A 25,582-nucleotide genomic window follows, 5' to 3' on the forward strand; every position below is an offset into this window, starting at 1 on the left:
CTGTGAACGGCGTCCGACCGGCTGGTGGCCTGTGGATAGCATTGCGGCGTGCCTGATCCGTTCATCGACCTGCACGCTCACTCGAGCGTCTCCGACGGCACCGAGCGCCCGGCGGACCTCGTCCGGGCTGCGGCGGCCAGCGGCCTCGACGGCGTCGCCCTGACCGACCACGACACCACCGCGGGGTGGCACGAGGCGACCGAAGCGGTCCGGCAGCTCCCGATGACGCTGGTGCCAGGGCTCGAGCTCAGCACCCGGATCGGCTGGCGCAGCGTGCACGTCCTCGGCTACCTGGTCGACCCGCAGGACCCAGGCCTGGTCGCCGAGACCACCGCGATCCGCGACGGCCGCCTCACCCGCGCTCGCAGCATGGTCGACGCCATCGGCCGCGACCACCCGATCACCTGGGACGACGTCCTGGCCGAGTCGAGCGAGGGCGCGACGATCGGTCGCCCGCACATCGCCGACGCCCTGGTCCGACTCGGCCTCGAGACCGACCGGAGCGCGGCGTTCCGCGGCATCCTGCACCCGTCCTCCGGCTACTACGAGCCGCACGAGGCCCCGACCCCGCTGCGTGGCGTGGAGCTGATCCGTGCAGCGGGTGGTGTCCCCGTGATCGCACACCCGGCGGCGTCCTCGCGCGGGATCGTGATCGACGAGCCGATGCTCCGCGAGCTCGTCGACGCGGGTCTCGCAGGTCTCGAGGTCGACCACCGCGAGAACCAGGCGCACGGCAAGCGGACGCTCCTGGACTGGACCGCGCAGTTCGGGCTCTTCGTCACGGGGTCGAGCGACTACCACGGCGAGGGCAAACCCAACCGCCTCGGCGAGCACCGCACGGCACGTCGTTCGTTCGACGCGATCGTCGAGCAGGCGACCGGCAGCGCGCCCGTCGTCGGCCCGGGCTCGCGCCTGTTCTGACGCGCCTGGCCTGACGCGGTCCTGCGGGACCGGCCGCGGGCCTCCCGTCCGGGGGCGCGGTGCGCGACGGAGACGCGAAAGCGACAGATCGCGCGAGGAATCCGGCGCAGATCTGTCGCTTTCGCGCACCACACTGCCGCCGAGCCGCCAGCGGGCCCGGGAACGACGACGGCCCCGTCACCGGGGTGACGGGGCCGATCGGTCTGGAGGCGCTACTCGCCGTCCGAGGAACCCTGCGGGGTCGAGGCGGTCGCCTCGGACGAGCCGCTGCCGCCACGACGGCGGCGACGGCGGCGACGCTTCTGCGTGCCGTCGCCCGACTCGTCACCGGCGGGGGAGGACGGCGCACCGTCGGCCGGGGTGGTGGCGGCATGCGCCGTGGCAGCCTGGGCGGTGGCGTCCTCGGCGGGAGCAGAGCGCTCCGCCGCCGGACGGTCACCCGAGGTGCGACGTGAGCCGGACTGCTCGGAACCGGCGGACCGGCTGCGGTTGCGCGACCGGGACTCACCGGCGCTGCCGGAACGCGAGCCGGAGCCGGAGCCCGATCGCGAGCCGGCGGACGACTTCTCGGTGCCGGCGGTCGCCGCGTGCGACGTGGTGCCGGGCAGGCGGCCCTTGGTGCCGGCCGGGATGTCCAGGTCGGTGAACAGGTGCGGCGACGACGAGTAGGTCTCGACGGGCTCGGGGATGCCGAACTCGAGTGCCTTGTCGATCAGCGTCCACTTGTGCAGGTCGTCCCAGTCCACGAACGTGACCGCGATGCCGGTCTTGCCCGCACGACCGGTGCGGCCGGCGCGGTGCAGGTACGTGTCCGGGTCGTCCGGGATCGTGTGGTTGATGACGTGCGTGACGTCGTCCACGTCGATGCCGCGGGCGGCGACGTCCGTCGCGATGAGGACGTCGCGCTTGCCGGCCTTGAAGGCGGCCATCGCGCGCTCGCGCTGCTCCTGGTTGAGGTCACCGTGGACCGCGGCGGCGTTGAAGCCGCGGTCCTTCAGCTCCTCGACGATGCGGGCTGCGGCACGCTTGGTGCGGGTGAAGATGACGGTCTTGCCGCGACCCTCGGCCTGCAGGATGCGGGCGATGACCTCGTCCTTGTCCAGGGAGTGGGCGCGGTAGATGACGTGCTTGATGTTCGCCTGCATCAGACCCTCGTCGGGGTCCGTCGCGCGGATGTGCACCGGACGCGACATGAAGCGGCGGGCGAGCGCGACGATCGGTGCCGGCATCGTCGCCGAGAAGAGCATCGTGTGCCGGACCTCGGGGACCGCCTGGAAGATGCGCTCGATGTCGGACAGGAACCCGAGGTCGAGCATGCGGTCGGCCTCGTCGAGGACGATCTCCTGCACGTGCGAGAGGTCGAGCAGGCGCTGCCGCTGCAGGTCGATGAGACGCCCGGGCGTGCCGACGACGATCTGCGCGCCGGCCTTGAGCTGCTCGACCTGGCCCTCGTACGCCTTGCCGCCGTAGATGGAGACCAGCTTCGTCGGACGGTTGACCATCGCGGACTCGAGGTCCTCGCTCACCTGCACGGCGAGCTCACGGGTCGGGACGACGACGAGCGCCTTCACACCCGGTGCGGGGTCGGCGCCGATGCGCTGGATCAGCGGCAGGCCGAACCCGAAGGTCTTGCCGGTGCCGGTCTTGGCCTGACCGATGATGTCCTGGCCGGTCAGGGCGAGCGGGATCGTCTGCTGCTGGATCGGGAAGGGCTCGATGATGCCCTTGCTCGCGAGCGCATCGACGATGTCCTGCTCGATCTGGAGTTCTGAGAAAGTCAAGAAGTTCACCCTGTTCGTGGGGAGGAGTCCGGGCCAGTCTACCGACGTGCCGGAGGGGGATCACCCGACCCGTATGCTGGGCGGGTGGTGTCGTGGTGGAACCGGAAGCGTGCTGGGCAGCTCGCTGCAGCCTGGCTCGCGTCGCGGAACCCGCGCAGCGGGACCGTCGAGCGTCTGCAGCTGGACGACGTCAGCCCGGAGCTGGACGTCTACCTCGGCCAGGCCGCCTACCTGCAGCTGTCGCTGTACGAGACCATGGGCCGTGCCGGCGCCGGTGCGCCGACGCTCTCGGGCCGTCTGGTCACCGGGGTGCTCGCGACGACCGCTCTCGAGCGGCACCGTGCCATCGTGGCCGAGATCGAGCGCGGCGGCAAGGAGCCGGCCGATCTGATGGCCCCGCACCGGGACGCGATCGACCGCTTCCTCGAGCGCACGAGCGGTGCGGACTGGTACGAGTCGATGCTCACGGGGTACGTCACCGCCGGCATCCTCAACGACCTGTTCGCGAACCTGCTGCGCTCGCTGCCGATCGACGTCCGGCAGCGCCTGCGCACGGTGTTCGACACCCGGGAAGAGCCAGCCGTAGTCGAGGAACTCACGGCCCGGATCGACGAGGACCCCGTGGTGGCGTCCCGTCTGGCGATGTGGGGCCGGCGGCTCGTGGGTGACACGCTGCTGGTCGCCCGGTCGGCGCTGGCGTCCCATGCTCGGGAGGACCAGGAGCGGCTCGAGCCGGTCTGGACCGAGCTCATCGCCGCGCACACGCGACGGATGGACGCGCTCGGCCTGACGGCCTGAGCGGCGCGGTGGCAGCGGTCCGGCCCCACCACAGCGATCCGCCAGCGCCGCAACAGGTCGACACAGCGATCTGCCAGCGCCGCGACAGGTCGACGCAGGAGAGCCTCAGGCCCCCTGCTTGACCATCCGCTCGTAGTGCGCCTCGTCGGCTGCGCTGCGACGACGGCCGAACACGACCTCGACGACGAGCGCGACGACGCCGGCGCCCACCAGGGCGACGACCCAGATCCACGTCCCGCCGTACGACCAACCGGCCCAGGTCAGGACCTCCCATAGGACGGCCGCGACGATGCCGCCGACCACGGGGCCGATCAGCACCCCGCGGGTCGTGCGCCAGGGCACGACGACGTGGGCGACCGCCCCCAGGAGGATCCCGCCGAGGACGGCGAAGAGGAGCTCCATGCGGGGAGCGTCAGGCGAAGAAGCCGATGCGGCGGGACTCTTCCGAGCCCACCTCGACGTACGCGAGCGATGCGACCGGCACGATGAAACGGCGGCCCTTGTCGTCCTTGAGGGAGATGTGCGTCGCCTTGGCTGCGAGGGCGTCCGACACGGCGGTCTCGATCTCGTCGGCGGTCTGTGCCGTCTCGAAACCGATCTCGCGGGGGCTGTTGATGATGCCGATCTTGATGTCCACGACCTCACCCTAGTCGAGCGCCACCGGCCGGCCCCGAGCGTTCGCCGCGGGCGCACGAGGCGTTCGCCGCGGGCCCACGAGGGCATCCTCAGCCCGGCGCGGGCGGCCCGCGATGTCGGCCGCGGTGGGTACCGTACGACCGTGCCACGGACCACCCTGATGCCCGCGCCGGACCTCGGCTCGGTCGCTCGCGCACTGGTCGACGACCCGGCGCAGCAGGCCGTGCTGACCCTGCCCGACGGGGTGCACGCCGCGGTCATCGGCGCCCCGGGGACCGGCAAGACGAGCACGTTGACCCGACTGGTGGCCGATCGGTACTCCCGCCCCGGTGCGGTCGACCCGGCAGGACACGCGACCGTCCTCGCACTCACGTCGGCGCGCGTCGCGGCGACCGCGCTCCGCGACCGTCTGGCCGCCGCGGTGGACCGGGTCACGCCGGGCGCCCTGGCCCGCACGGTCAACTCCCTCGCCTTCCAGGTGGTCGCGCACGCGGCGGCCGCACAGGGGCAGGACGCACCGACCCTCCTGACCGGCGGCGAACAGGACCGGATCATCGCGGACCTCCTGGACGGTCACGAACTCGACGGCACGGGTCCGGACTGGCCGGCACCGATCACCGAGGTGGTCCGCGAGCGTGCGGGTTTCCGGACCGCGCTCCGCGACCTCATGATGCGCGCGGTCGCCGCCGGCATCGAACCCGACGACATGCGGGAGCTCGGCGACGACACCGGACACCCCGAGTGGCGCGCCGCTGGCGACTTCGTGGACGAGTACCGGGCGGCCGTCACGGCGTTCCGGTCGACGAGCCTCGACGCCGCCGAACTCGTCGCCTTCGCCACGGCAGCCGTGCTCCGCGGCGAACTGCCACCGGCCGTCGCCGCACTGCGCCTGGTGGTCGTCGACGACGTGCAGGAACTCGTCGAGGGCGAGATCGCGCTGCTCGGTGCCCTGGCCCGCTCCGGTGTGCAGGTGGTGGCGTTCGGTGACCCGGACATCGCCGCCTCCGCGTTCCGCGGCGGCGTGCCCGACGTGCTCGGTCGGCTCGGCCCGCGCCTCGGGGTCGCGCACGTGCAGGAGATCGTGCTCGGCACCGTGCACCGGCACGCCGCGCCGGTCCGCGCGCTGGTCACCGGCATCACCGGGCGCATCGGCACGGCCGCCGCCGGTCGCCAGCGTGCAGCCCTCGCCCGGGAGGCCCGTGGCCGCTTCGACGCGGTCCTGCACCTCGAAGCACCCAGCCGTTCCGCGATGGTGGCCGCGGTGGCGAGACGCCTCCGCGAACACCGGCTGCTCGACGGCGTCCCGTGGCACCGGATGGTCGTCGTCACCCGCAGCGGTGCGGCGATCCCCGAACTGGTCCGGGCGCTCTCGGTGGCGGAGGTCCCCGCCACGGCCGGCGCCGCGCCGACCCGTCCGCGTGACGACACGGCGTCCCGGACGCTGGTCGACGCCGCCGCCGTCGCGCTCGGGGTCGTGCCGCTCGACGCCGACCTGGCGACGTCCTTCGCGACCGGGCCGCTGGGAGGGCTCGACACCCTGGCGATCCGTCGGCTCCGCCTGGCGCTCCGCCGTGAGGAGCTTGCCGGTGGCGGGACCCGCACGGCCGACGAACTGCTCGTTGACGCGCTGGGCGCCCCGGAACGCCTGGCCACGATCGACGCCGCCTTCGCCCGACGTGCGATGCGGCTCGCGACGAGCTTCGTGACCGCACGGCAGGACGCCGAGTCGGGTGCGAGCATCGAGGAGATCCTCTGGGGCCTCTGGGAACGCAGCGGTCTGGCCGGCGTGTGGCGGTCGCAGTCCGTCGCCGGCGGGGTCGGCGCGGCCGAGGCGGACCGGCACCTCGACGCGGTCGTCGGGCTGTTCACCGCCGCCAAGCGCTTCGTCGAGCGGACGCCGGACGCCCCCGCCCGGGTGTTCGTCGACGACCTCCTCGGTGCGGACCTGCCGGAGGACTCCATCGGGCCGGACCGGACCGCCGGACGGGTCCGCGTGCTGACCCCCTCGGCCACCGTCGGACTGGAGTGCGACGTCGTGGTGGTGACGGGCCTCCAGGACGGCGTCTGGCCGAACACCCGCGTCCGCGGCAGCCTGCTCGACCCCGACGGGCTGGTGCGGGCGGCGGCGGGGATCCCGCACTCGCCGACGGACGACCGCGCCGCGGTGATCGGCGACGAACTCCGCCTGTTCGCGCGGGCGGTGTCCCGCGCGACGACGCAGGTCGTCATCGCCACGGTCGCGAACGACGACGAGTCACCCTCGCCCTTCGTGCGGCTGGTGCCGGTGCCGCCGGACCGGCAACCGTCGGCGCACCCGCTGTCGTTGCGCGGGCTCGCCGGGTCGCTGCGTCGCCGTGTCGTGGCGACCGGGGACCACGAGGCCGCTTCGGCGCTGGCCGGGTTGGCGGCCGAGGACGTTCCCGGCGCGGCCCCCGACGACTGGTACGGCATCGTCGAACCGTCCACGGACGCACCCCTGGTCGACCTGGAGGCCGAGCCGGTCGTGCCCGAGGACGTCGACGGGGACGCCGCTGAGCCGGTCCCGCCGACGGTGGCGGTGTCGCCCTCCCGGATCGGCACCTTCGAGGAGTGCCCGGTGCACTGGTTCGCGCAGACGTTCGGCGGCGGTGCGCCGAGCCCGGCGATGGGCATCGGCACGATCGTGCACGAGGCGATGGAGCACGCCACCGACGTGGACGTCGAGTCGCTGTGGCACCGGGTCGAGGAACGCTGGGACGAGCTGGTCTTCGAGTCGCCGTGGGTCGCGGACCGCGAGCGCGCCCGCACCCGACGGATGATCGAGGGCCTCAGCGACTACCTGCGCACCTTCGCCAGCGCGGGTCGACGGGTGCTCGGGGCCGAGGCCTCGTTCGCGCTCGTGACCGGGCCGGCCCGGGTCCGCGGGAGCATCGACCGCATCGAGGTCGACCCCGACGGCCGGATCAGCATCGTCGACCTGAAGACCGGACGGTCCATGCCGAGTGAGAAGAACGACATGCCCGGGCACCCGCAGCTCGCTGCCTACCAGCTCGCCGTCGCGGACGGGGCGGTCGAGGGGGTGCCGGAGGGTGCGGAGACCACGGACGCCCGGCTCGTCTTCGTGCAGAACCCGAAGGGCGTGCACGCGTACTCCGAGCGGACGCAGCGGGCCCTCGACCCGGAGTCACGCGAGGCCTACCGGGAACGCCTGCACACCGTGGCACGCGGCATGGCGGGACGGACGTTCCTGGCCAACGTCGACGACCACTGCGACCGGGCACGCACCGGCACCGAGTGCCGGATCCACGTGGTGGGGGAGGTCACCTGGTGAGCGACGAGACCACGGTGGACGAGACGGCTGCGTCCGTCGCAGCGTCCCCGGCTGCGGCCCCCGCGTCCGCACCGACCGGAGGCGCGGTACCGGATGCGCGCCCGGCCCGCCGCCGGTACGGGGCCGACGAGATCGCCGACGCCCTCGGCAAGCCCCGGCCGACCGAGCAGCAGCGCGCCGTGATCGAGTCGCCGCTCGCCCCGGCCCTCGTCGTCGCGGGTGCCGGCAGCGGGAAGACCGAGACGATGGCCTCCCGCGTCGTCTGGCTGCTCGCGAACGGGTTCGTGCAGCCTGACCAGGTGCTCGGGCTGACCTTCACCCGGAAGGCCGCCGGGGAGCTCGGCGTCCGCATCAACGACCGGATCGGTGCGCTCGAGGACGCCGGGCTCATCGAGGCCGGGGACGCCTTCCTCGCGCCGACCGTGTCCACCTACAACGCCTTCGCGAACGCCGTCTTCCGCGAGAACGCCCTGCTCGTCGGGCGGGACGGCGAGTCCCAGGTGCTCACCGAACCCTCCGCGTGGCAGCTCGCCCGACGGGTCGTCGTCGGTGCACGGGACGACCGGCTGGCGGGCCTCGACCGCAACGTCGACACGATCACCGCCGCGGTCGTCGCGCTCGCCGGGGCGGCGTCCGAGCACCTCGTCGACCCGGCCGACCTCCGCCGCTTCTCGATCGACTTCGGGGAGCTGCTCGAGCTGCCCGGCTCGAGCCGTGGCACGCCCTACCGGGCCGTGACGGACGCCGTCGCCGCGGTCGGGTCCCTGGAGCCGCTCGCCGACCTGGTCGAGGAGTTCCGCCGCCAGAAGGTCGACCGCGGGTTCGTCGAGTTCTCGGACCAGATCGCCCTGGCGCTCGCCGCCGCGGACGCTGCTCCTCGGGTGGCCGACGACCTGCGCTCGCGGTTCGCCGTGGTGCTGCTCGACGAGTACCAGGACACCTCGGTCGTGCAGACCCGGTTCCTGGCACGGCTGTTCCGGGACCACCCGGTGATGGCGGTCGGGGACCCGCACCAGTCCATCTACGGCTTCCGCGGGGCGAGTGCGGCGAACCTCGCACGCTTCCCCGCCGACTTCGGGGACGCTCCGGGCGACCCGGTCGTCACCTACGCCCTGTCGACCAGCTGGCGGAACCCGGTCGACGTGCTCGCCGCCGCGAACGCCGTCGTCGAGCCGCTCTCGAGCGCGTCCGAGGTCCAGGTGGAACGCCTCGCACCGCGGCCCGGCGCGGATCACGGTACGGTCAGCGCGGTGTTCCCGGAGACCCTGCCCGAAGAGGCCGACGCGGTGGCCGCCTGGTTCGCGGACCACCGGGCACGGAACCCCGGCGGGTCGATGGCGCTGCTGCTCCGTGCCCGGAAGGACCTGTCCGCCTTCACGGCGGCGCTCGGGGCCCGGGCCGTGCCGTACCACGTGCTCGGGACCGGCGGACTGCTGCAGCGACCGGAGATCGTCGACCTGGTGGCCTGCCTCCGCGTGCTGCACGACCCGGCCGCGGGCAACGACCTCATCCGGCTGCTCGCCGGTGCCCGGTGGCGGATCGGGGCAGCGGACATCGTCGCGTTGCACGGCCTGGCCCGCTGGCTGTTTGGCCGCGACCACACGCACCGACGGCTCGACGACGAGGTCACGGCGGCGTTCCGGGCATCGGTCGCGGCGGGGGAGCACGGGTCCGTCGTCGACGCCCTCGACTTCGTCACGACCGCACCGGACGACCACTCCGCGCTCGCCGACATCAGCCCGGCCGGACGGGAGCGCATGCGGGCCCTCGGGGCGCAGCTGTCCTCGTTGCGAGCCCGTGCCGGCGGCGACCTGGTCGACTTCGTCACGCTCGTCGTGCAGGAGATGCGGCTGGACATCGAGGTCACCGCGCACGAGCAGGGCGGCTCGGCGTACCTCGACGCCTTCGTCGACGAGCTCAGCGGCTTCGTGCAGACCGACGACCGGGCTGACCTCGGGGCCTTCCTCGGCTGGATCGACGCGGCCGCCCGCCGCGACGACATGGGGCCGCGGTCCGAGGAACCCGAGGGCGGCACCGTCCAGATCCTCACCATCCACGGGTCGAAGGGGCTCGAGTGGGACGCCGTCGCCGTGCCCCGCATGGTCGAGGGCGGACTGCCGGCCCGGCCACAGGAGGGCTCGACCGGCTGGCTCGGCTTCGGTCGGCTGCCGTACGAGTTCCGCGGCGACGCCGACGAACTGCCCCGCCTGCACTGGCGCGGGCAGGAGACCCAGAAGGACGTGGTCGACGCGATCGACGCCTTCAAGGACGAGGTCAAGGCCCGGAACGAGGACGAGGAACGCCGCCTCACCTACGTCGCGCTGACCCGGGCGAAGCACGAGCTGCTCGTCAGCGGGTCGTCGTGGTCGACCGGTGTGAAGCCGACCGCACCGAGCCGGTACCTGCACGACCTGGTCGACGCCGGCGTGCTCGACGCGGGCCGCATCCCGGACAGCACCGCGCACGAGACGAACCCGCTCGGGGACCAGGGCGCGTCGCAGACGTGGCCGCACGTGCCCTTCGGCTCCCGCGGGCCCCGTGTGCTCGCCGCCGCCGACCGGGTCCGGAACGCGAACCCCGGTGCCGCCGGTCGCTACGCGGCGGACATCGAGCTGCTGCTGGCGGAACGCCGGGCCTCCCGGTCGGGCGCGCACCAGGTCGTCGTCCCGCACCGGGTGCCGGCGTCCGGCTTCAAGGACTACCTCGGCGAACCGGACCGGGTGGCCGAGCGGCTGCGTCGGCCGATGCCCGAGCGGCCGTACCGCGCGACGCGCCTCGGCACCCTCTTCCACCAGTGGGTCGAGCAGCGCGCACGGGGTGGGGCGCCGGCGGCGCTCGGCGGATGGGACGGCGGGTTCGACGCGTGGGACGGCGAACTCGACGCTGATCCGGACGAGACGACCGCGGGCGGTCCGGCCTCCGCTGGAGAGGTCCCGGTGAGCGACGACGACGCCCGACGGCTGGCCGACTTCCAGGACACCTTCGCCCGCTCACGGTGGGCGGGGCTGACCCCGGTCGAGGTCGAGCGCGAGATCCACATCCCGTTCCTCGGGCACAGCGTCGTCTGCAAGCTCGACGCCGTCTACGAGATCGACGGACGCATCGAGGTCGTCGACTGGAAGACCGGCAAGGCCCCGAGCGGTGCCGACGACCTGGACCGTCGGCAGTTGCAGCTCGCGCTGTACCGCGTCGCGTACGCCGAGTTCACCGGTCGGCCGATCGAGGACGTCGACGCGGTGTTCTACTTCGTCGCCGACGACCTCGAGGTCCGACCGTCGTCGCTGCTCGACCGTGCCGGACTGGAGCGCGCCTGGCGCGAGGCGATCGGCTGACGCTGGTCGGGCCTCCCGGCCGTCCCACGGGCCGGACCTGCGCCCGCCGCGTCAGCTGTGGCGGCGCTCGGTGGACGAGAGCAGCTGCTCGACCTCGCCGATCTCCATCGTCTCCGGCGACACCGCCTGCAGCGGCGCGGCGGACGGGGCGTGCACGGCCTCGGCGAGGCGGTGCATCATCGCGACGGCGTCGTCGACGACCTCGGTGCTCTTGACCTGCACACCGTGCAGCAGCCACTGCGCCGTCTCGAGTTCGTGGTGCACGCGAGCACGCTGCCCGAGCTGCCGGTCACGGCCGCCGCCACCGGCGGTGTAGGCGCTGAGGACGGTATCGAACGCCTCACGGCGTCCGGCGAGCACCCACGCCAGGTCCTTCGCCGGGTCGCCGAGACGCAGCTCGCCCCAGCCGAGGACCCCGGTGACGTCGTCGCCGCGGACCAGGATCGAGTCGAGGCCGAGCGACCCGTGCACGACCGTGGGCGTGAACTGCCACAGCTGCTGGTCACGGGCGGCGCCCTCCCAGCGTTCCCGGAGCGCGTCCGGCACCAGCTTCGTCGCGACGGCGCGGTCCATCACGGACACCGCGGACCGCAGCACCTCGAAGGGGGTGAGGGACGGTAGGCCGGCGTCGGTGACGAAGCTCGTCGGCAGGACGTGCAGTGCGGCGATCGCCCGGCCGACGCTGGTGGCGAGCTCGGGCCGGTCGGTCAGGTCACGGAGCGCGGGGTGCTCGCCCTCGACGTAGGAGGTCAGGATGGCTCGGGTCGACCCGATGGGTGCCTGGCCGCGGTACTCCGGGACGGCGAACGGGAGGCGCGTGCGGATCCCGGCGCTCAGGGCGCGGATCGCGACGAGGTCGGCGGACTGACGCGCTTCAGCCCGCTGGTTCCGGGGCCGGCGGATCGCCGAGGACCGTCCGTCGACGTCGCGGACGACGGCCGACTCGTAGTCGCCACCGGCCACCGAGCCGAGCGTGCGTGTGCCGGTCAGGACCAGTCCGGGCACGGCCGTGGTCGCCAACGCGGCTAGAGTGAACTGCGATCCCGCCATGCCCAACAGGGTAGGTCCGCGGCGCATCCGATCGGTGCGCGCCACGCTGACCCGGGACGTGTCGACCACCAGGAGATCCGTGTGACCGTGGAGTTCGCCGCCCGGCTGCCGCTCGCCCGCAACGAGCTCGACCGCGACGCAGAGCACCGTTCCACGCCCGACCTCGAGCGGGTGCTGCGCGCCGACCCGACCACGCGCTTCCTGCCCGTCCACGGCGGCGCGATGCTGCGGAACGCCGACGGCACGCTGCGGTTCGTCGACGCCGACCAGGTGCCGGACGACGCCACCCTGCTGTACCTCGGTCGTGCGGTCAGCGATGCCCCGGACGCCCCGGCGGGCACCCGCTTCGTCGCGGCGCTCGTCGACGACGCGGCGGCCGCCCGGATCGAACCGGACACCGACGTGTGGGAGAACCTCCGCATGTTCGGCACCGAACTCTCCGCCCGCGACCAGGGTCTGGCGGTCGAGGCCGTCGCGATGGCGAACTGGCACGCCGTGCACGGGTTCTCGCCGCGCACCGGTTCGCCGACCGAGTCCACCGTGGGCGGCTGGGTCCGCCGTGACCCCGAGGGTCACCAGCACTTCCCCCGCACCGATGCCGCGATCATCGTCGGGATCACCGACGGGCAGGACCGGATCCTGCTCGGCTCGAACGCCGCCTGGGACGCGAACCGGTACTCGTTGCTCGCCGGGTTCGTCGAGCCGGGGGAGTCCCTCGAGGACGCCGTCCGCCGCGAGGTCTTCGAAGAGGCCGGCGTCAGCATCGAGGAGCCCGAGTACCTCGGCTCGCAGCCGTGGCCGTTCCCCGCGTCGCTCATGGTCGGGTTCCGTGCCCGGGCGGTCGACGGCGACCCGTCCACCGCCCGCCCCGACGGGGTGGAGATCATCGACGTCCGCTGGTTCTCGCGGGACGAGATCCGCGACCAGGCCGGGAAGACCGTCCTGCTGCCCGGCCGGACCTCCATCGCCCGCGTGATCATCGAGGAGTGGTACGGCGGGCCGCTCGACCTGCCGTGACCCTCGCAGCCGGTCCCGCCGACCCGACGACCCCGTCGCCGGACGCCCTGCTCGCCGCGCTCGACGCGGATCAGCGCACCGTCGCCCGGACGCTCCTCGGGCCGGTCGCGGTCCTGGCCGGCGCCGGCACGGGCAAGACCCGAGCGATCACCCACCGGATCGCGTACGGCGTCGCGACCGGCACCTACTCGCCGAACCACGTCCTGGCCCTGACCTTCACCACCCGCGCGGCCGGTGAACTGCGCTCCCGGCTGCGTGCCCTGGGCGCCGGAGCCGTGCAGGCCCGGACGTTCCACGCGGCGGCGATGTCGCAGCTCGGGTACTTCTGGCCGGACACCGTCGGCGGCCACGCCCCCGGACTCGTAGAGTCGAAGGGCCGGGTGATCGCGCACGCGGCCGACACGATCGGCCTACGGGTCGACACCCCGACGCTGCGGGACCTGGCCGGCGAGGTCGAGTGGCGGAAGGTGCAGCGGCTCACCTACGACGAGTACGAAGCGGCCGCACCCGAGCGCACCATGCCACGGGACACCTCGCCGTCGCGGGTCGTCGACCTGATGCGCGCCTACGAGCGGCTCAAGGACGACCGCCGACAGATGGACTTCGAGGACGTGCTCCTGCTGACCCTCGGCATGGTGGAGTCCGAGCCCCGGGTGGCGTCCTACGTCCGGCAGCAGTACCGGTTCTTCGTGGTGGACGAGTACCAGGACGTCTCGCCCGTGCAGCACGACCTGCTCCGGGCCTGGCTCGGCGGTCGGGACGACCTGTGCGTCGTCGGGGACGCCAGCCAGACGATCTACTCGTTCACGGGAGCGTCGAGCCGCTACCTGCTCGGTTTCGGGTCGGAGTTCCCACGCGCGTCCGTCCTCCGGCTCGAGCGGAACTACCGGTCCACTCGGGAGGTCGTGCACGCCGCGAACGCCCTGATGCGCGGGCAGCCGGGAGCGCTGGACCTCGTCGCGCAGGAGACCACGCCCGGACCCGACCCGGTCGTGCTGCCCTGCGTGCACGACGGTGACGAGGCCGCGACCATCGCCCGCCGGATCGCCGAACTGGTGACCGGCGGTGCCGCGTACGGCGACTGTGCGGTGCTGTTCCGCGTCGGCGCACAGTCCGCCGCGATCGAGTCGGCGCTCGCCCGCAACGGGATCCCGTACCGGGTGCAGGGCGGCAAACGCTTCTTCGACCGGCCGGAGGTCAAGCTCGCGGTGCACCACATGCGCGGCGAGGCGGTCCGGCAGACCGACGACGAGCTGCTGCGACGTGTGGAGCTCGTCCTGCAGATCAGCGGCTGGACCCGCACCGCGCCCGAGGGCACCGGAGCGGTCCGTGAGCAGTGGGAGGCCCTGCAGGCGATCATGCAGCTCGCCGAGGCAGCGCCCGCCGGCACGACCATGCAGCAGTTCACCGCCGACCTGGTCGACCGCGCGGCAACCCACCACGAGCCGGAGCTCGACGCCGTCACGCTCGCGACGCTGCACTCGTCGAAGGGCCTGGAGTGGCCGCACGTGGTGCTCGCCGGCGTCGCCGAGGGGTTGCTGCCCATCTCCTACGCCACCACCGACGACGGCATCGACGAAGAGCGTCGTCTGTTCTACGTCGGCATCACCCGTGCTCGTCGTTCCCTGACCATGACGTGGTCGGCGCAGGGCTCGTCACGGGGCGGACCCCGGGTGGCGAGTCGGTTCCTGGCAACGATCGGCACGCACACCGCGGATGCGGAGCGACCCACCGGCGCGTGACCGACAGATCGGTGCGGTCGAACACCAGCTGCTCGGCGTCCGGCCGCTGCACCACCAGGGGGAGTCGGTCGAGGACCGAACGGGTCACCGTCGCCGCGACGGTCGCCGCGCGCCACGGTGACAGCGCCGCCGCCGGCCGCCCCCACACCTGCGCCGCGATCGCCGGCCACGCGGGGTCCGCATCGGTGCGCTCGAGCTCCACGCACTGGAGGCACGGGCCGGCTCCCGGCACCAGGAACGGCCCGACGCGCACCCGACCGTCCCCGACCACGACCGGCAGGTGCGGCACCGAGCGCCGGGTCCAGGCTGCACGGACCGTCGGATCGGTGACGTGGTCGGCGACGAGGACCGCCAGCGCCGGAGGCGGGTCCGGCTCGGGCACCGGCCCGCCCCGCGGTGTGAGGGTCCGGACGACGGTCACACCGTCCCCGGTGAGCATCCGGTCGAGTTCGTCCGCGAGGGACCCGGCCCCGGCGACCTCGACCCGGGCGAGGGGTTCCGGCAGCATGTCGACGACCGCGGCGGCAGCGTCACCCAGGACGCGTGCGGCGGCGGCCGGTGCGCACCCGACGCTCCGAGCGAGCCCGGCCATCACGTCACGGGCGGTCTCGCGTCGCAGCGCGCAGAGGAACCGTTCCTCGGCCGTGGTCGGGACCGGCACCACGGCGCGGGGCGGGTCGACCCCGAGCTGCACGGTGCACGGGTCGCGCCACACGAACTCGAGCGACGGATCGATGCGGATGCCCATGTCGTCAACGCTGGCGCACCACGGACTCCGGCGGCGGCGGGCAGCGCGATCTGTGGAGAACCCCGGCGTACCGGCGGGTGTGGACGGGAGGCGGGATGCGCCTCCCGTCCGGGACGACTACTGCTGCTGCGGGCCGCCGACCGGGCCGTCAGCCGGGCCACCGGCGCTGCCGTCCTCGCCGGTCTCGTCGATCCCGCCCGCCTCGTCCTCGTGTGGACGGTCGTCGGTCGCGTCGTTGAGCAGGTCCTCGAGCGCACGGTCGAACGCGTCGTCCTCGGCGGACTGCGACGGATCCCGCAGCCGGGCGACGAGCGACTCCGGCGCGTCGATGTCGTCCGAGCCGGGCACCAGGTCGAACGCGGCCCAGAGCGCGTCGCGCTGGTCGGCGCCGAGCTCGTCGGTCACGCGCTGCCACATCGCGGCGGCCTCGCGCAGTCGGCGGGGGCGGAGCTCCAGGCCGACCAGCGTGGCGAACGCCGACTCTGCGGGACCACCCGCGGCACGGCGACGCCGGACCATCTCCGCGATCGCACCGGCGCGGGGGAGACGCGCGGTGGCGGCGGCCGTGACGGTGTCGACCCAGCCCTCGACCAGGGCGAGCATCGTCTCGAGCCGGGCGAGGGCGGCGTCCTGCTCGGGCGTCCGCGGCGGGATGAGCGCTCCGGAGGCCAGCGCGTCACGCAGCTGCTCCTGGTCGGTCGGGTCGATGCCGGACAGCGATTCCTCGACCCGGTCGAACGGGATGTGGACGCCCTTCGCGTACTCGGTGATCGACGAGATGATGTGCAGGCGGAGCCAGCGGGCCGAGCGGAACAGCCGGGCGTGTGCGAGCTCGCGCACCGCCAGGTAGATGCGGACCTCGTCGACCGGGACGTCGAGCCCGTCGGCGAACTCGGCGACGTTCTGCGGCACCAGGGCGGCGACCTGTTCGTCGAGCAGCGGCACGCCGACGTCGCCGCCGGACACGACCTCTTTCGCGAGCTGTCCGACCACCTGGCCGAGCTGGATCGCGAAGAGCGCTCCACCGACACCGCGCATCGCCTTCGAGACGTCGCCGAGCATCGCCTTGAGCTCCTCCGGCGCGCGCTGGTCGATGGCCTCGGTGAGGGCGGTCGCGATGCTCGATGCGACGGGTTCGGCGATCTGCGACCACACCGGGGCCGTCGCCTTCGCCCACTGCTCGCGGGTGTAGACGCTCGGCGTGGCGGTCAGCTCCGCCACCGTGGTGACCTCGTCGAGCCAGAGGGCGGCGACCTGGAACGCCTGAGCCGACGCCTGGGCGGTCGCGGGGTCGAGCGGCTCGGCGCCCTCCCGTGCGATGGTGGCGGCACGGTCGGCCGTCACCGTGAAGTCGATGCCGTCCGACCCGGTCTGCGCGGCACGCTGGAGTTGGCTCATCAGTTCGGCGACGGCGGCGGGGTCGTTCGGCAGGCCGGCGGCACCGGCGAGCTGCGACGGGTCGATCTGCCCCTCGCCGGACAGGAGCTTGCGGAGCATCTCCTGGAAGTCGTCGTCCGGCCCCGGCTGCGGTTCATCAGGCATGCCGACTACGCTAACCGCTGCCCGCGGGCCCGGACCTGGGACCGGCCCGGGCATCCGCCCGGACGGCTGCGCCGTGGGCGAACAGCCTCCGGAAGGACCCTGCGTGACCCTCTTCGCCCCCGCTCCCCGTCGTCGTTCGCGATCGCGGACGGTCGGGTGGGTCTTCGTCGCCGGAGCCGTCGTGCTGGGTCTGGTCGCGAGCGTGCTGCCGAGCCCGTACGTCATCGAGATGCCCGGCCCGGTGTTCAACACGATCGGCACCCAGCGGCAGGGGACCGGCAAGGACGCGAAGGACGTCGAACTCATCCAGGTCGACGGACACCGCACGTACCCGACCTCCGGCGCGCTCGACATGCTCACGGTGAGCGTGCAGGGCACCGCGACCGAGCGGCCCTCGTGGACCAGCGTCGTCCGCGCACTGTTCACGAAGTCGCAGGCGGTCGTGCCGGCCAGCGCGATCTACCCGCCCGGCACCTCGACCGACCAGGTCAACAAGCAGGACGCCGCAGACATGACGAACTCGCAGCAGTCCGCCGTCGCCGCCGCCCTGATCCACCAGGGGTACCGGATCCCGACCGAGCTCGAGGTCGGCAGCATCCAGGACGGCTCCGCTGCCGAGGGTGTGGTCCGGACCGGGGACGTCGTCACCGCCTTCGACGGGAAGTCCCTCCGCACCAACGCCGACGCGACGACGCTGCGCGAGCTCGTCGCGGAGCACGGCACCTCGTCGCCCGCGACGGTCACGGTCGAGCGTGACGGCGCGACCCGCGAGCTCTCGCTGACGCCCCGCTCCGAGCAGGGCACGGCGCTCATCGGCGTCGGGGTCGTCGAGCACTACGACTTCCCCTTCGACGTCGACATCGAGCTCCAGGACGTCGGCGGCCCCTCGGCCGGCATGATGTTCGCGCTCGGGATCATCGACGAGATCACGCCGGGCAAGCTCAACGGCGGCCGACACGTTGCGGGCACCGGCACGATCACGGCCGACGGCGAGGTCGGGCCCATCGGCGGGATCCGCCAGAAGCTCTACGGTGCCGAAGCGGCCGGCGCCACCGTGTTCCTCGCGCCGAAGACGAACTGCGACGAGGTCGTCGGACACGTGCCGGCGGGCCTCGACGTCTACGCCGTCTCCACCCTCGACCAGGCCGTCACCGACCTGCAGACGATCGCCGCCGGCCGCAGCACCGCCGGTCTGGAGCGCTGCACGACCTGAGCGCCCGGTCGGACGGGGGACGGGCCTCCCGGCCGGACGGGAGGAACGTGGCGACTTCCTGAGACGCGGCACAGGTTCACTGTCGGCCGGGGCGAATAGGATCGTCAGCACTGACGGCTCGGCCTGCCGGCGCCGCCGGTCCGACACGTCTGGAGCACAACAAGTGACGAACCCCTCGACCACCGCGGGACGGCGCTCGCCGCGAGTCCCGATCGTGGTCACGATCATCGTGCTGGCCGCACTGGTGATCGGCTTCTTCATCTTCGCCAGCCTCTACACCGACTACGCGTGGTTCACGCAGCTCGGGTTCGAGCGGGTCCTGACCACCAGGTGGCTCGCCGGGACGGCGATGTTCGTCGCCGGGTTCCTGGGCATGGCGGTCCCGGTGTGGCTGAGCATCACGCTCGCCTTCCGGTTCCGTCCGGTCTACGCGAAGCTCAACTCGCAGCTCGACCGCTACCAGCAGGTCATCGAACCGCTGCGCCGCGTCGTCATGCTCGGCATCCCCGCGGTGCTCGGCGTCTTCGCCGGTCTCGCGACGGCCCCGCGCTGGAGCATGGTGCTGGAGTACTTCAACCGCACGCCCTTCGGCAAGACGGACCCGCAGTTCGGTCTCGACATCGGCTTCTACGTCTTCGAGCTGCCGTTCTGGCGTGCCGTCGTGGCGTACTCGTCCGCGGTCGTCCTGATCGCCGGGCTCGCCGCCCTGGCCGCCACGTACCTGTACGGGGCGCTCCGCTTCGGTGGCCGCGAGGTCCGGATCTCGCGTGCCGCCCGTGTCCAGCTCGCTGTCACGGCAGGCGTCTACATCGCCCTGCAGGCAGCCAGCCTGTGGCTCGACCAGTACGCCGCGTTGACCAAGGACAACTCGCTGATCACCGGAGCGCAGTACACCGAGGTGAACGCGACCATCCCGGGTCGCGAGATCATGGCCGGCATCGCCGCGATCGTGGCGATCCTGTTCATCGTGACGGCGGTCATCGGCCGCTGGCGCATCTCGATCGTCGGCACGGGCCTGCTCCTGGTCGCGGCGATCGTCATCGGCGGCATCTACCCGTGGATCGTCCAGCGCCTCCAGGTCGCACCGAGTGAGCGGTCGTTCGAGTCGGCGTTCATCCAACGGAACATCGACGCCACCAGGGACGCCTACGACGTCGCGGGTGTCAAGGAACGCGACTACGACGCGACCACCACGGCGACGTCGGGTGCGCTCTCGGAGGACGCCCAGACCACCGCGAACATCCGCATCATCGACCCGAAGATCGTCGCTGACACGTACAGCCAGCTGCAGCAGTACCGGCAGTACTACCAGTTCCCGGACCAGCTGGACGTCGACCGCTACCAGGTCGACGGGAAGACCGAGGACACCGTCCTGGCCGTCCGCGACATCGACCTCGACGGGCTCGGCTCGTCGGCGACGCAGTACAACCGCACGTTCGTCTACACCCACGGCTACGGCGTCGTCGCGGCGTACGGCAACCAGCGTGCCAGCGACGGCAAGCCGGTCTTCATCGAGTCGGGCATCCCCGCCGGCGGCGACCTCGGCAAGTACCAGCCGCGCGTGTACTTCGGTGAGAACTCGCCCGCGTACTCGATCGTCGGGGCGCCGAAGGGCACCAAGGACGTCGAGCTGGACTACCCGTCCGGATCGGACGACAACGACGGCAACGCCACCACGACCTACGCGGCCGACGGTGGTCCGACGATCGGCAACTTCTTCAACCGTCTGGTCTACGCAGCCAAGTTCCAGTCTGAGCAGATCCTGCTCTCGAACGCCGTGAACGCGGACTCGCAGATCCTCTACGACCGTGACCCGGTGCAGCGCGTCGGCAAGGTCGCGCCCTACCTGAAGCTCGACAAGGACGCCTACCCGGCGATCGTCGACAACCGCATCCAGTGGGTCGTCGACGGGTACACCACGAGCAACGCGTACCCGTACTCGCAGAGCCAGAGCATGACGGACAGCATCAACGGCACCGACACCGGCAGCTTCCGCACCGACCAGGTGAACTACATCCGGAACTCGGTCAAGGCCACGGTCGACGCCTACACGGGCAAGGTCACGCTCTACGCCTGGGACACCACCGATCCGGTGCTGAAGACCTGGCAGAAGATCTTCCCGACGTCGCTGCAGCCGGTCTCCTCGATGAGCGCCGACCTGCTGTCGCACGTCCGCTACCCGACGGACCTCTTCAAGGTCCAGCGCAGCATCCTCGGCACCTACCACGTCACCAACGCCAACTCGTTCTACTCGGGCGACGACGCGTGGACGACCCCGGTCGACCCGACCTCGACGTCGACGAGCGCGGGTGACTCCGACTCGGCCGGCTCCGGCTCGGGGACGAACACGACCACGACGAACGCGCTCGGGACGCAGACCACCGCGACGAACCCGGATCAGCAGGACCCGTACTACCTGACGATGAAGGTCCCCGGCTCCGGCACGGCGTACTCGCTCTACAGCACGTACATCCCGAAGCAGAACTCGTCGTCGAACGCCCGGAACGTCCTGACCGGCTACCTGGCCGTCGGGTCGGACGCCAGTGGGGCGGGCAAGGGCAAGAAGGGCAAGGGCTACGGCAAGCTGACGCTGCTGACGATCCCGAAGACCGACAGCATCCCCGGACCGTCCCAGGTGCAGAACCTGTTCAACTCGGACCCGACCGTGTCGCAGGAGCTCAACATCCTGAAGCGCGGGAACAGCACGGTGAAGCAGGGCAACCTGCTGACCCTGCCGGTGGGCGGCGGCTTCCTGTACGTCCAGCCGGTGTACGTGCAGTCCACCTCGAGTGGTTCGTACCCGCTGCTGCAGAAGGTCCTGGTGGCCTTCGGCGACAAGATCGCGTTCGAGGACACCCTCGACCAGGCACTCGACGAGCTCTTCGGCGGCAACTCCGGGGCGGCCGCGGGTGACTCCGGTGCCGCATCCGGTTCCGGTTCGGACTCGGCGGACACCGGGTCGGGCACGTCGACCGGTGGCAGCTCGACCGGTGGCAGCTCCACCGGCGGTGCGACGGGTGGCGCCACGGGCGGTTCGTCCGCGGGCAGCACGGACCCCGACGTGCAGCAGGCGCTCTCCGACGCCGACAAGGCACTCCGGGCTCGCGAGCAGGCGTACGCCGACAACGACCTGGTCGCGGCGGCCGAGGCCGACAAGCAGCTGCAGGAGGCCATCGAGGCCGCCATCGCCGCGGAGGGCAGCAGCGCCCCGCAGGGCTGAACACGCCGAGCGGGGTGCTCGATTTGGCACCCCGCTCGGGTCCGTGTAGTGTTTTCCATGTGCCGCGGGGTGGAGCAGTTCGGTAGCTCGCTGGGCTCATAACCCAGAGGTCGTAGGTTCAAATCCTGCCCCCGCAACCAATGCGACACGAGAAGCCCCGGTCCTCACGGACCGGGGCTTCTTCGCGTTCACCGCAGACTTGGCTGGCCGTGTTCGCTGTCCAATACGGCGCGATCGCCGGCGGGGCCGAAATGGCTGTGGTGACGGACAGGAGGCCCGGTGCCAGCTGGCACCGGGCCTCCCGTCCGTCACCGGGCCGAGTCGTGGCCTCGCGCTGTTCCTCAGCTCGTCGCGCGTGCGCCACGGACGCCGCGTCCGAGGACGTCGATGCGCGCGAGCTCGTCCGCGGACAGGGCCACCTCGGCGGCGGCGACGTTCTCCGCGACGCGCCGCGGGTTGCGCGACCCTGGGATGGGCACGATGTCGTCGCGTTGCGCGAGGATCCACGCGAGCGCGAGCTGGGAGAGCGAGATGCCCTTCTCGTCGGCGAGCTCGGTCAGGCCGTCGACGACCGCGGTGTTGGCGTCCCAGTGCTCGGGTGCCCACCACTCCAGCCACTGCCGGATGTCGTCCGCCGCGTACGCGCTCCGCGGCTGCACGGCTCCGCTGAGGAAGCCGCGCGCCAGGGGTGAGTAGGCGACGAGGCCGATGCCGAGCTCGTCCACGACGGGGAACAGCTCCTCGGACTCGCGGGCGAAGACCGAGTACTCCGTCTGCAGCACGGAGATCGGATGCACCGAGTGTGCCCGGCGGATGTTGCCCGCGTCCGTGTTCGACAGCCCGAGGTAACGGACCTTGCCGGCCTGCACGAACTCCTGCATGACGCCGACGACGTCCTCGATCGGTACCCGGGGGTCATGCACGTGCTGGTAGAGCACGTCGATCGAGTCGGTACCGAGGTTGCGCAGGCTCGCGTCGACGACCTGCCGGATGTGGTCGAGCTGCGAGTTCGGGGCGAAGGTGTCGGGCGTGAAGCCGAACTTCGTCGCGATGGTGACCTCGTCGCGGATCGGTGCGAGGGCGGCGCCGAGCAGGCGTTCGCCCGTTCCCCACCCGTAGAGCTCCGCGGTGTCGAAGTGGGTCACACCGAGTTCGTGGGCGTGCCGGATCGCGGTGATCGACTCGGTGTCGTCGCCGGGCCCGTACGCGAAGGTCGTCCCCATCGCGCCGTAGCCGATCGCGCTGACGACGAGGCCCTGTCGTCCGAGTGTGCGTTGCTGCATGTCGTTCTCCTCTCGAGTGGATGTCTGTTGGCAGACTACGCCGATCCTGGCAGAGAGTGTCAAGTGCGGCTCATCCTGTCATCGCGGTAGACTCGCACCATGAGCGAGACGACGACGCCGACGCGGAACGTGCTGCGCGACATCACGCGCGACGCCGTCCGGGCGCGCATCGCCGCGGTGGCCATCGCCCGCTTCGACGCGGACGGCTTCGACCGGGTCACCGTCGAGCAGGTGGCGGCCGAGGCAGGGATCTCGGCTCGGAGCTTCCACCGGTACTTCCCGGCGAAGGAGGACGCGGTCATCGGCGATCCGGCACGGCACCGAGACGCCCTCGCCGCGGCGTTCCGTGACCAGCCGGACGAGGGGCCCGTCTGGACGGCCCTGCGCGAGTCCTTCGCGACGATGCTCGTGCACGGCGGCGACGACCCGGAGACCGGACGTCGTTCCGTCCGGGTGATGACGAGCACACCGTCGCTCCGTGCGCGGAACCTGGAGAAGCACCAGGCGTGGGCCGAGGCGCTCACACCACTGGTCGCCGATCGTCTCCGCGGGACGGACACCGACCTGCGTGCGCGGACGATCGTGCAGGCGGCGCTCGCGTGCTTCGACGTGTCGATCACGACCTGGGCAACGGGCGACGACGACGTGGTCGCGATCCTGCGGCGTTCGTTCGACGTCCTCGACGTCCGGTGCTGACGGGCCGACGCCCAGCGCCGACGGGCCGACGCTCAGCACTGACGGGCCGACGTCCGGGGCTGTCGGGCGGACGTGCGGTTACCCTGACACCGTGACGACCCTGACGATCGCGGCAGCCCAGTTCGCCCCCGTGGACGACCCCGCGGCGAACCTCGAGACCGTGCGGGCGGCCGCGATCGACGCGGTGGACCGGGGCGCGCGGCTCCTGGTCACCCCCGAGTACACGTCGTACTTCACCCCGGAGATCGACGACCGGTTCGTCGCGGCAGCCCAACCACTCGACGGTCCCTTCGTGACGGGACTCCGCCGGATCGCGCGCAGCACCGGGATCGCGCTCGTGGTCGGCGTCGCCGAGGCGGGGGAGACCGCGGACCGCTTCCGCAACACCCTCGTGGCGATCGCTCCGGACGGTTCGCTCGTCAGCACGTACCGGAAGGTGCACCTCTACGACGCCTTCGGCTCCCGCGAGTCCGACCACATCGAGCCCGGCGACCCGGAGCAGCTGCCGGTGTTCACGTTCGACGGCGTCCGGGTCGGGCTGGAGACCTGCTACGACCTGCGCTTCCCCGAGGTCACGCGCCGCCTGGCGACGCCGGAGCACGGTGCTGCCGACGTGGTGGTCGTCCCGGCGGAGTGGGTGCGCGGGCCGGGCAAGGAGCACCACTGGCGGACGCTGCTCACGGCGCGGGCGATCGAGAACACGGTGTGGGTGCTCGGCGTCGGGCAGGCGCCGCCCGTCGGCATCGGGGGATCGGTCGCACTCGACCCCACCGGCACCGCCGTCGCCGCGCTCGGGGCCGAGCCCGGGCTGCTGGTCACGACCGTCGACACCGCGGTCACCGCGCGCGTGCGGACCGTCAACCCGTCCCTGTCACTCCGCCGGTACGACGTGCGCGCGCGGGGCTGAGGGCGACAGCGCAGCCGGGCGACCGCCGCCGACGGGTCGCCGGGAGGCGCTCAGACAGCCGCCGGGAGCCCCGCCAGCCGGGCCACGGCCTCCTCGAGCACCGACCGCCGCTTGCAGAAGGCGAACCGGATGAGGGACCGGTACCCGTCGACGTGGTCGGGCCGGACGAACGCGGACACGGGCACACCGACGACGCCGGCGATCCCCGGGAGCTCCAGGCAGAGCGCCCGGGCGTCGTCGTACCCGAGGGGTGCCGCGTCCGCGATGACGAAGTAGCCGGCGTCCGGCCGGAGGACGTCGAAGCCGGCGGCGGCGAGGCCCTCGGCCAGGATCTCCTGCTTCGCCCCGAGATCGGCCGCGATGCCGGCGAACACCGCGTCGGGCAGTCGCAGCCCGGTGGCGATCGCCGGTTGGAACGGCGCCCCGTTGACGAACGTCAAGTACTGCTTGACGGTCGTGATGGCCTGGACCAGCGCCGGGGGAGCGGTGAGCCAGCCGATCTTCCACCCCGTCGTGTTGAAGGTCTTGCCGGCGCTGGAGATCGACACGGTCCGTTCGCGTGCCCCGGGGAGTGTGACCGGCGGGACGTGCGTGCCGGCGAACGTCAGGTGCTCGTAGACCTCGTCGGTGACGATGACCGCGTCGGACCGCTCGGCGAGCTCGACCACGGTGCGGAGGACCTCGACCGGCAGTACCCGACCGGTGGGGTTGTGCGGGGTGTTCACGAGGACGACGCGGGTGCGGTCGGAGAACGCGGCACGCAGGTCCGCCTCGTCCGGCAGGAAGTCCGGGGCCCGGAGCGGGACGGTGACGTGCGTCGCACCGGCCAGGCGGATGAGGGCACCGTAGGCGTCGTAGAACGGCTCGAAGGTGATGACCTCGTCGCCGGGCTCGACCAGGGCGAGCAGGGTGGCGGCGAGGGCCTCGGTCGCGCCAGCGGTGACCAGGACCTCCCGGTCGGGATCGACGTCCAGGCCGTACCACCGTGCCTGGTGTTCCGCGACGGCAGCGCGCAGGTCCGGCGTGCCACGGCCCGGTGGGTACTGGTTCGCACCGGTGCGGATCGCGCGGACCGCGGCCTCCAGCACCTCGACCGGACCGTCCTCGTCGGGGAAGCCCTGCCCCAGGTTGATCGCCCCGGTCGCCGCCGCCAGGGCGCTCATCTCGGCGAAGACGGTCGGTGCCGGCACCCCGTCGGCTCCCAGGAGCATGGCGCCCTCGGCGGCTCGCAGCCACGGACCGGTCTGCCGCATGAGCGACCCCTCTCGACGTCGGGGCACCGGCCGGGAGGCGCGGCGCACGCTGGCACCAACCTAGCGTCCGCCCCGTACCGGCCCGGGAGCCCCGGGCCTCCTGCGCGGACCGCGCACACAGCGGACGCATACG

At 72.4% G+C, this 25,582-nt stretch carries 17 protein-coding genes, 1 tRNA gene and 1 pseudogene; 11 read left to right on the forward strand and 8 right to left on the reverse strand.

What is annotated here, in order from left to right; all coding sequences use genetic code 11:
• The first annotated feature begins 48 nt into the window (after positions 1-48).
• Positions 49-921, forward strand: coding sequence for a PHP domain-containing protein (locus DEJ25_RS10775; protein WP_110903264.1), 873 nt, complete (start codon positions 49-51; stop codon positions 919-921).
• A 212-nt stretch (positions 922-1,133) separates the two neighbouring features.
• Here DEJ25_RS10775 and DEJ25_RS10780 read toward each other — a convergent pair whose 3' ends face one another.
• On the reverse strand, positions 1,134-2,702 hold the full coding sequence (locus DEJ25_RS10780) for a DEAD/DEAH box helicase (protein ID WP_111044699.1): 1,569 nt from the start codon (positions 2,700-2,702) through the stop codon (positions 1,134-1,136).
• 84 nt (positions 2,703-2,786) lie between these two features.
• On the opposite strand from DEJ25_RS10780, the gene DEJ25_RS10785 reads away from it, so the two are divergent.
• Entirely contained in the window at positions 2,787-3,500 is a 714-nt protein-coding gene (locus DEJ25_RS10785; RefSeq protein ID WP_258366129.1) for a ferritin-like domain-containing protein, read from the forward strand.
• 105 nt (positions 3,501-3,605) lie between these two features.
• On the opposite strand, the gene DEJ25_RS10790 is transcribed toward DEJ25_RS10785, so the two are convergent.
• Positions 3,606-3,902: a hypothetical protein gene (locus DEJ25_RS10790; protein ID WP_110903263.1), complete on the reverse strand. Its 297-nt coding sequence runs from the start codon at positions 3,900-3,902 to the stop codon at positions 3,606-3,608.
• Positions 3,903-3,912: 10 nt separating this feature from the next.
• The gene (locus DEJ25_RS10795) at positions 3,913-4,137 is read right to left on the reverse strand and encodes a DUF3107 domain-containing protein (protein ID WP_110903262.1); all 225 of its coding nucleotides are present in this window, start codon (positions 4,135-4,137) and stop codon (positions 3,913-3,915) included.
• Between the two features lie 141 nt (positions 4,138-4,278).
• Here DEJ25_RS10795 and DEJ25_RS10800 point away from each other — a divergent pair, with 141 nt between their 5' ends.
• On the forward strand, positions 4,279-7,446 hold the full coding sequence (locus tag DEJ25_RS10800) for a UrvD/REP family ATP-dependent DNA helicase (protein WP_146240667.1): 3,168 nt from the start codon (positions 4,279-4,281) through the stop codon (positions 7,444-7,446).
• A complete protein-coding gene (locus tag DEJ25_RS10805; protein WP_111044664.1) occupies positions 7,443-10,778 on the forward strand; it encodes an ATP-dependent DNA helicase in 3,336 nt (1,111 codons plus the stop codon). The genes DEJ25_RS10800 and DEJ25_RS10805 overlap by 4 nt, the downstream gene beginning before the upstream one ends.
• Before the next feature lie 51 nt (positions 10,779-10,829).
• Here DEJ25_RS10805 and DEJ25_RS10810 read toward each other — a convergent pair whose 3' ends face one another.
• Positions 10,830-11,828: a phosphotransferase gene (locus tag DEJ25_RS10810; RefSeq protein ID WP_110903384.1), complete on the reverse strand. Its 999-nt coding sequence runs from the start codon at positions 11,826-11,828 to the stop codon at positions 10,830-10,832.
• Between the two features lie 81 nt (positions 11,829-11,909).
• Between DEJ25_RS10810 and nudC the strand changes: the two genes are divergently transcribed.
• Together nudC and DEJ25_RS10820 are read left to right on the forward strand one after the other, a co-directional pair.
• A complete protein-coding gene (nudC, locus tag DEJ25_RS10815; protein WP_111044665.1) occupies positions 11,910-12,845 on the forward strand; it encodes an NAD(+) diphosphatase in 936 nt (311 codons plus the stop codon).
• On the forward strand, positions 12,842-14,587 hold the full coding sequence (locus tag DEJ25_RS10820; protein ID WP_111044666.1) for an ATP-dependent helicase: 1,746 nt from the start codon (positions 12,842-12,844) through the stop codon (positions 14,585-14,587). The genes nudC and DEJ25_RS10820 overlap by 4 nt, the downstream gene beginning before the upstream one ends.
• On the opposite strand, the pseudogene DEJ25_RS17150 reads toward DEJ25_RS10820, so the two are convergent.
• Positions 14,538-15,335, reverse strand: a pseudogene (locus tag DEJ25_RS17150) (TOMM precursor leader peptide-binding protein); the annotation flags it as partial. The gene DEJ25_RS10820 and the pseudogene DEJ25_RS17150 sit on opposite strands and share 50 nt — an antisense overlap.
• 117 nt (positions 15,336-15,452) lie before the next feature.
• Positions 15,453-16,877, reverse strand: a complete 1,425-nt coding sequence (locus tag DEJ25_RS10830) for a zinc-dependent metalloprotease (protein ID WP_111044668.1) — start codon at positions 16,875-16,877, stop codon at positions 15,453-15,455.
• 103 nt (positions 16,878-16,980) lie between these two features.
• On the opposite strand from DEJ25_RS10830, the gene DEJ25_RS10835 reads away from it, so the two are divergent.
• The 3 genes from DEJ25_RS10835 to DEJ25_RS10845 all read left to right on the forward strand — a co-directional run bounded on the left by DEJ25_RS10835 (position 16,981) and on the right by DEJ25_RS10845 (position 21,450).
• A complete protein-coding gene (locus DEJ25_RS10835) occupies positions 16,981-18,090 on the forward strand; it encodes a PDZ domain-containing protein (protein WP_258366474.1) in 1,110 nt (369 codons plus the stop codon).
• Between the two features lie 163 nt (positions 18,091-18,253).
• Entirely contained in the window at positions 18,254-21,310 is a 3,057-nt protein-coding gene (locus DEJ25_RS10840; protein ID WP_258366127.1) for a UPF0182 family protein, read from the forward strand.
• Positions 21,311-21,373: 63 nt separating this feature from the next.
• Positions 21,374-21,450, forward strand: a tRNA-Met gene (locus tag DEJ25_RS10845).
• A 201-nt stretch (positions 21,451-21,651) separates the two neighbouring features.
• Here the strand turns inward: DEJ25_RS10845 and DEJ25_RS10850 are convergent.
• Complete coding sequence (locus DEJ25_RS10850) at positions 21,652-22,593, reverse strand: aldo/keto reductase (protein WP_111044670.1); 942 nt, start codon at positions 22,591-22,593, stop codon at positions 21,652-21,654.
• 99 nt (positions 22,594-22,692) lie between these two features.
• Between DEJ25_RS10850 and DEJ25_RS10855 the strand changes: the two genes are divergently transcribed.
• Positions 22,693-23,289: a TetR family transcriptional regulator gene (locus DEJ25_RS10855; RefSeq protein ID WP_111044671.1), complete on the forward strand. Its 597-nt coding sequence runs from the start codon at positions 22,693-22,695 to the stop codon at positions 23,287-23,289.
• Positions 23,290-23,380: 91 nt separating this feature from the next.
• Complete coding sequence (locus tag DEJ25_RS10860) at positions 23,381-24,196, forward strand: carbon-nitrogen hydrolase family protein (protein ID WP_111044672.1); 816 nt, start codon at positions 23,381-23,383, stop codon at positions 24,194-24,196.
• Between the two features lie 50 nt (positions 24,197-24,246).
• Here DEJ25_RS10860 and DEJ25_RS10865 read toward each other — a convergent pair whose 3' ends face one another.
• Positions 24,247-25,449 carry an aminotransferase class I/II-fold pyridoxal phosphate-dependent enzyme gene (locus DEJ25_RS10865; protein WP_111044673.1) on the reverse strand — a complete coding sequence of 401 codons (1,203 nt, stop codon included), beginning with the start codon at positions 25,447-25,449 and terminating at the stop codon, positions 24,247-24,249.
• Positions 25,450-25,582: the final 133 nt, after the last annotated feature.

This window comes from Curtobacterium sp. MCPF17_011 (genome assembly GCF_003234145.1).
GTDB lineage: Bacteria > Actinomycetota > Actinomycetes > Actinomycetales > Microbacteriaceae > Curtobacterium.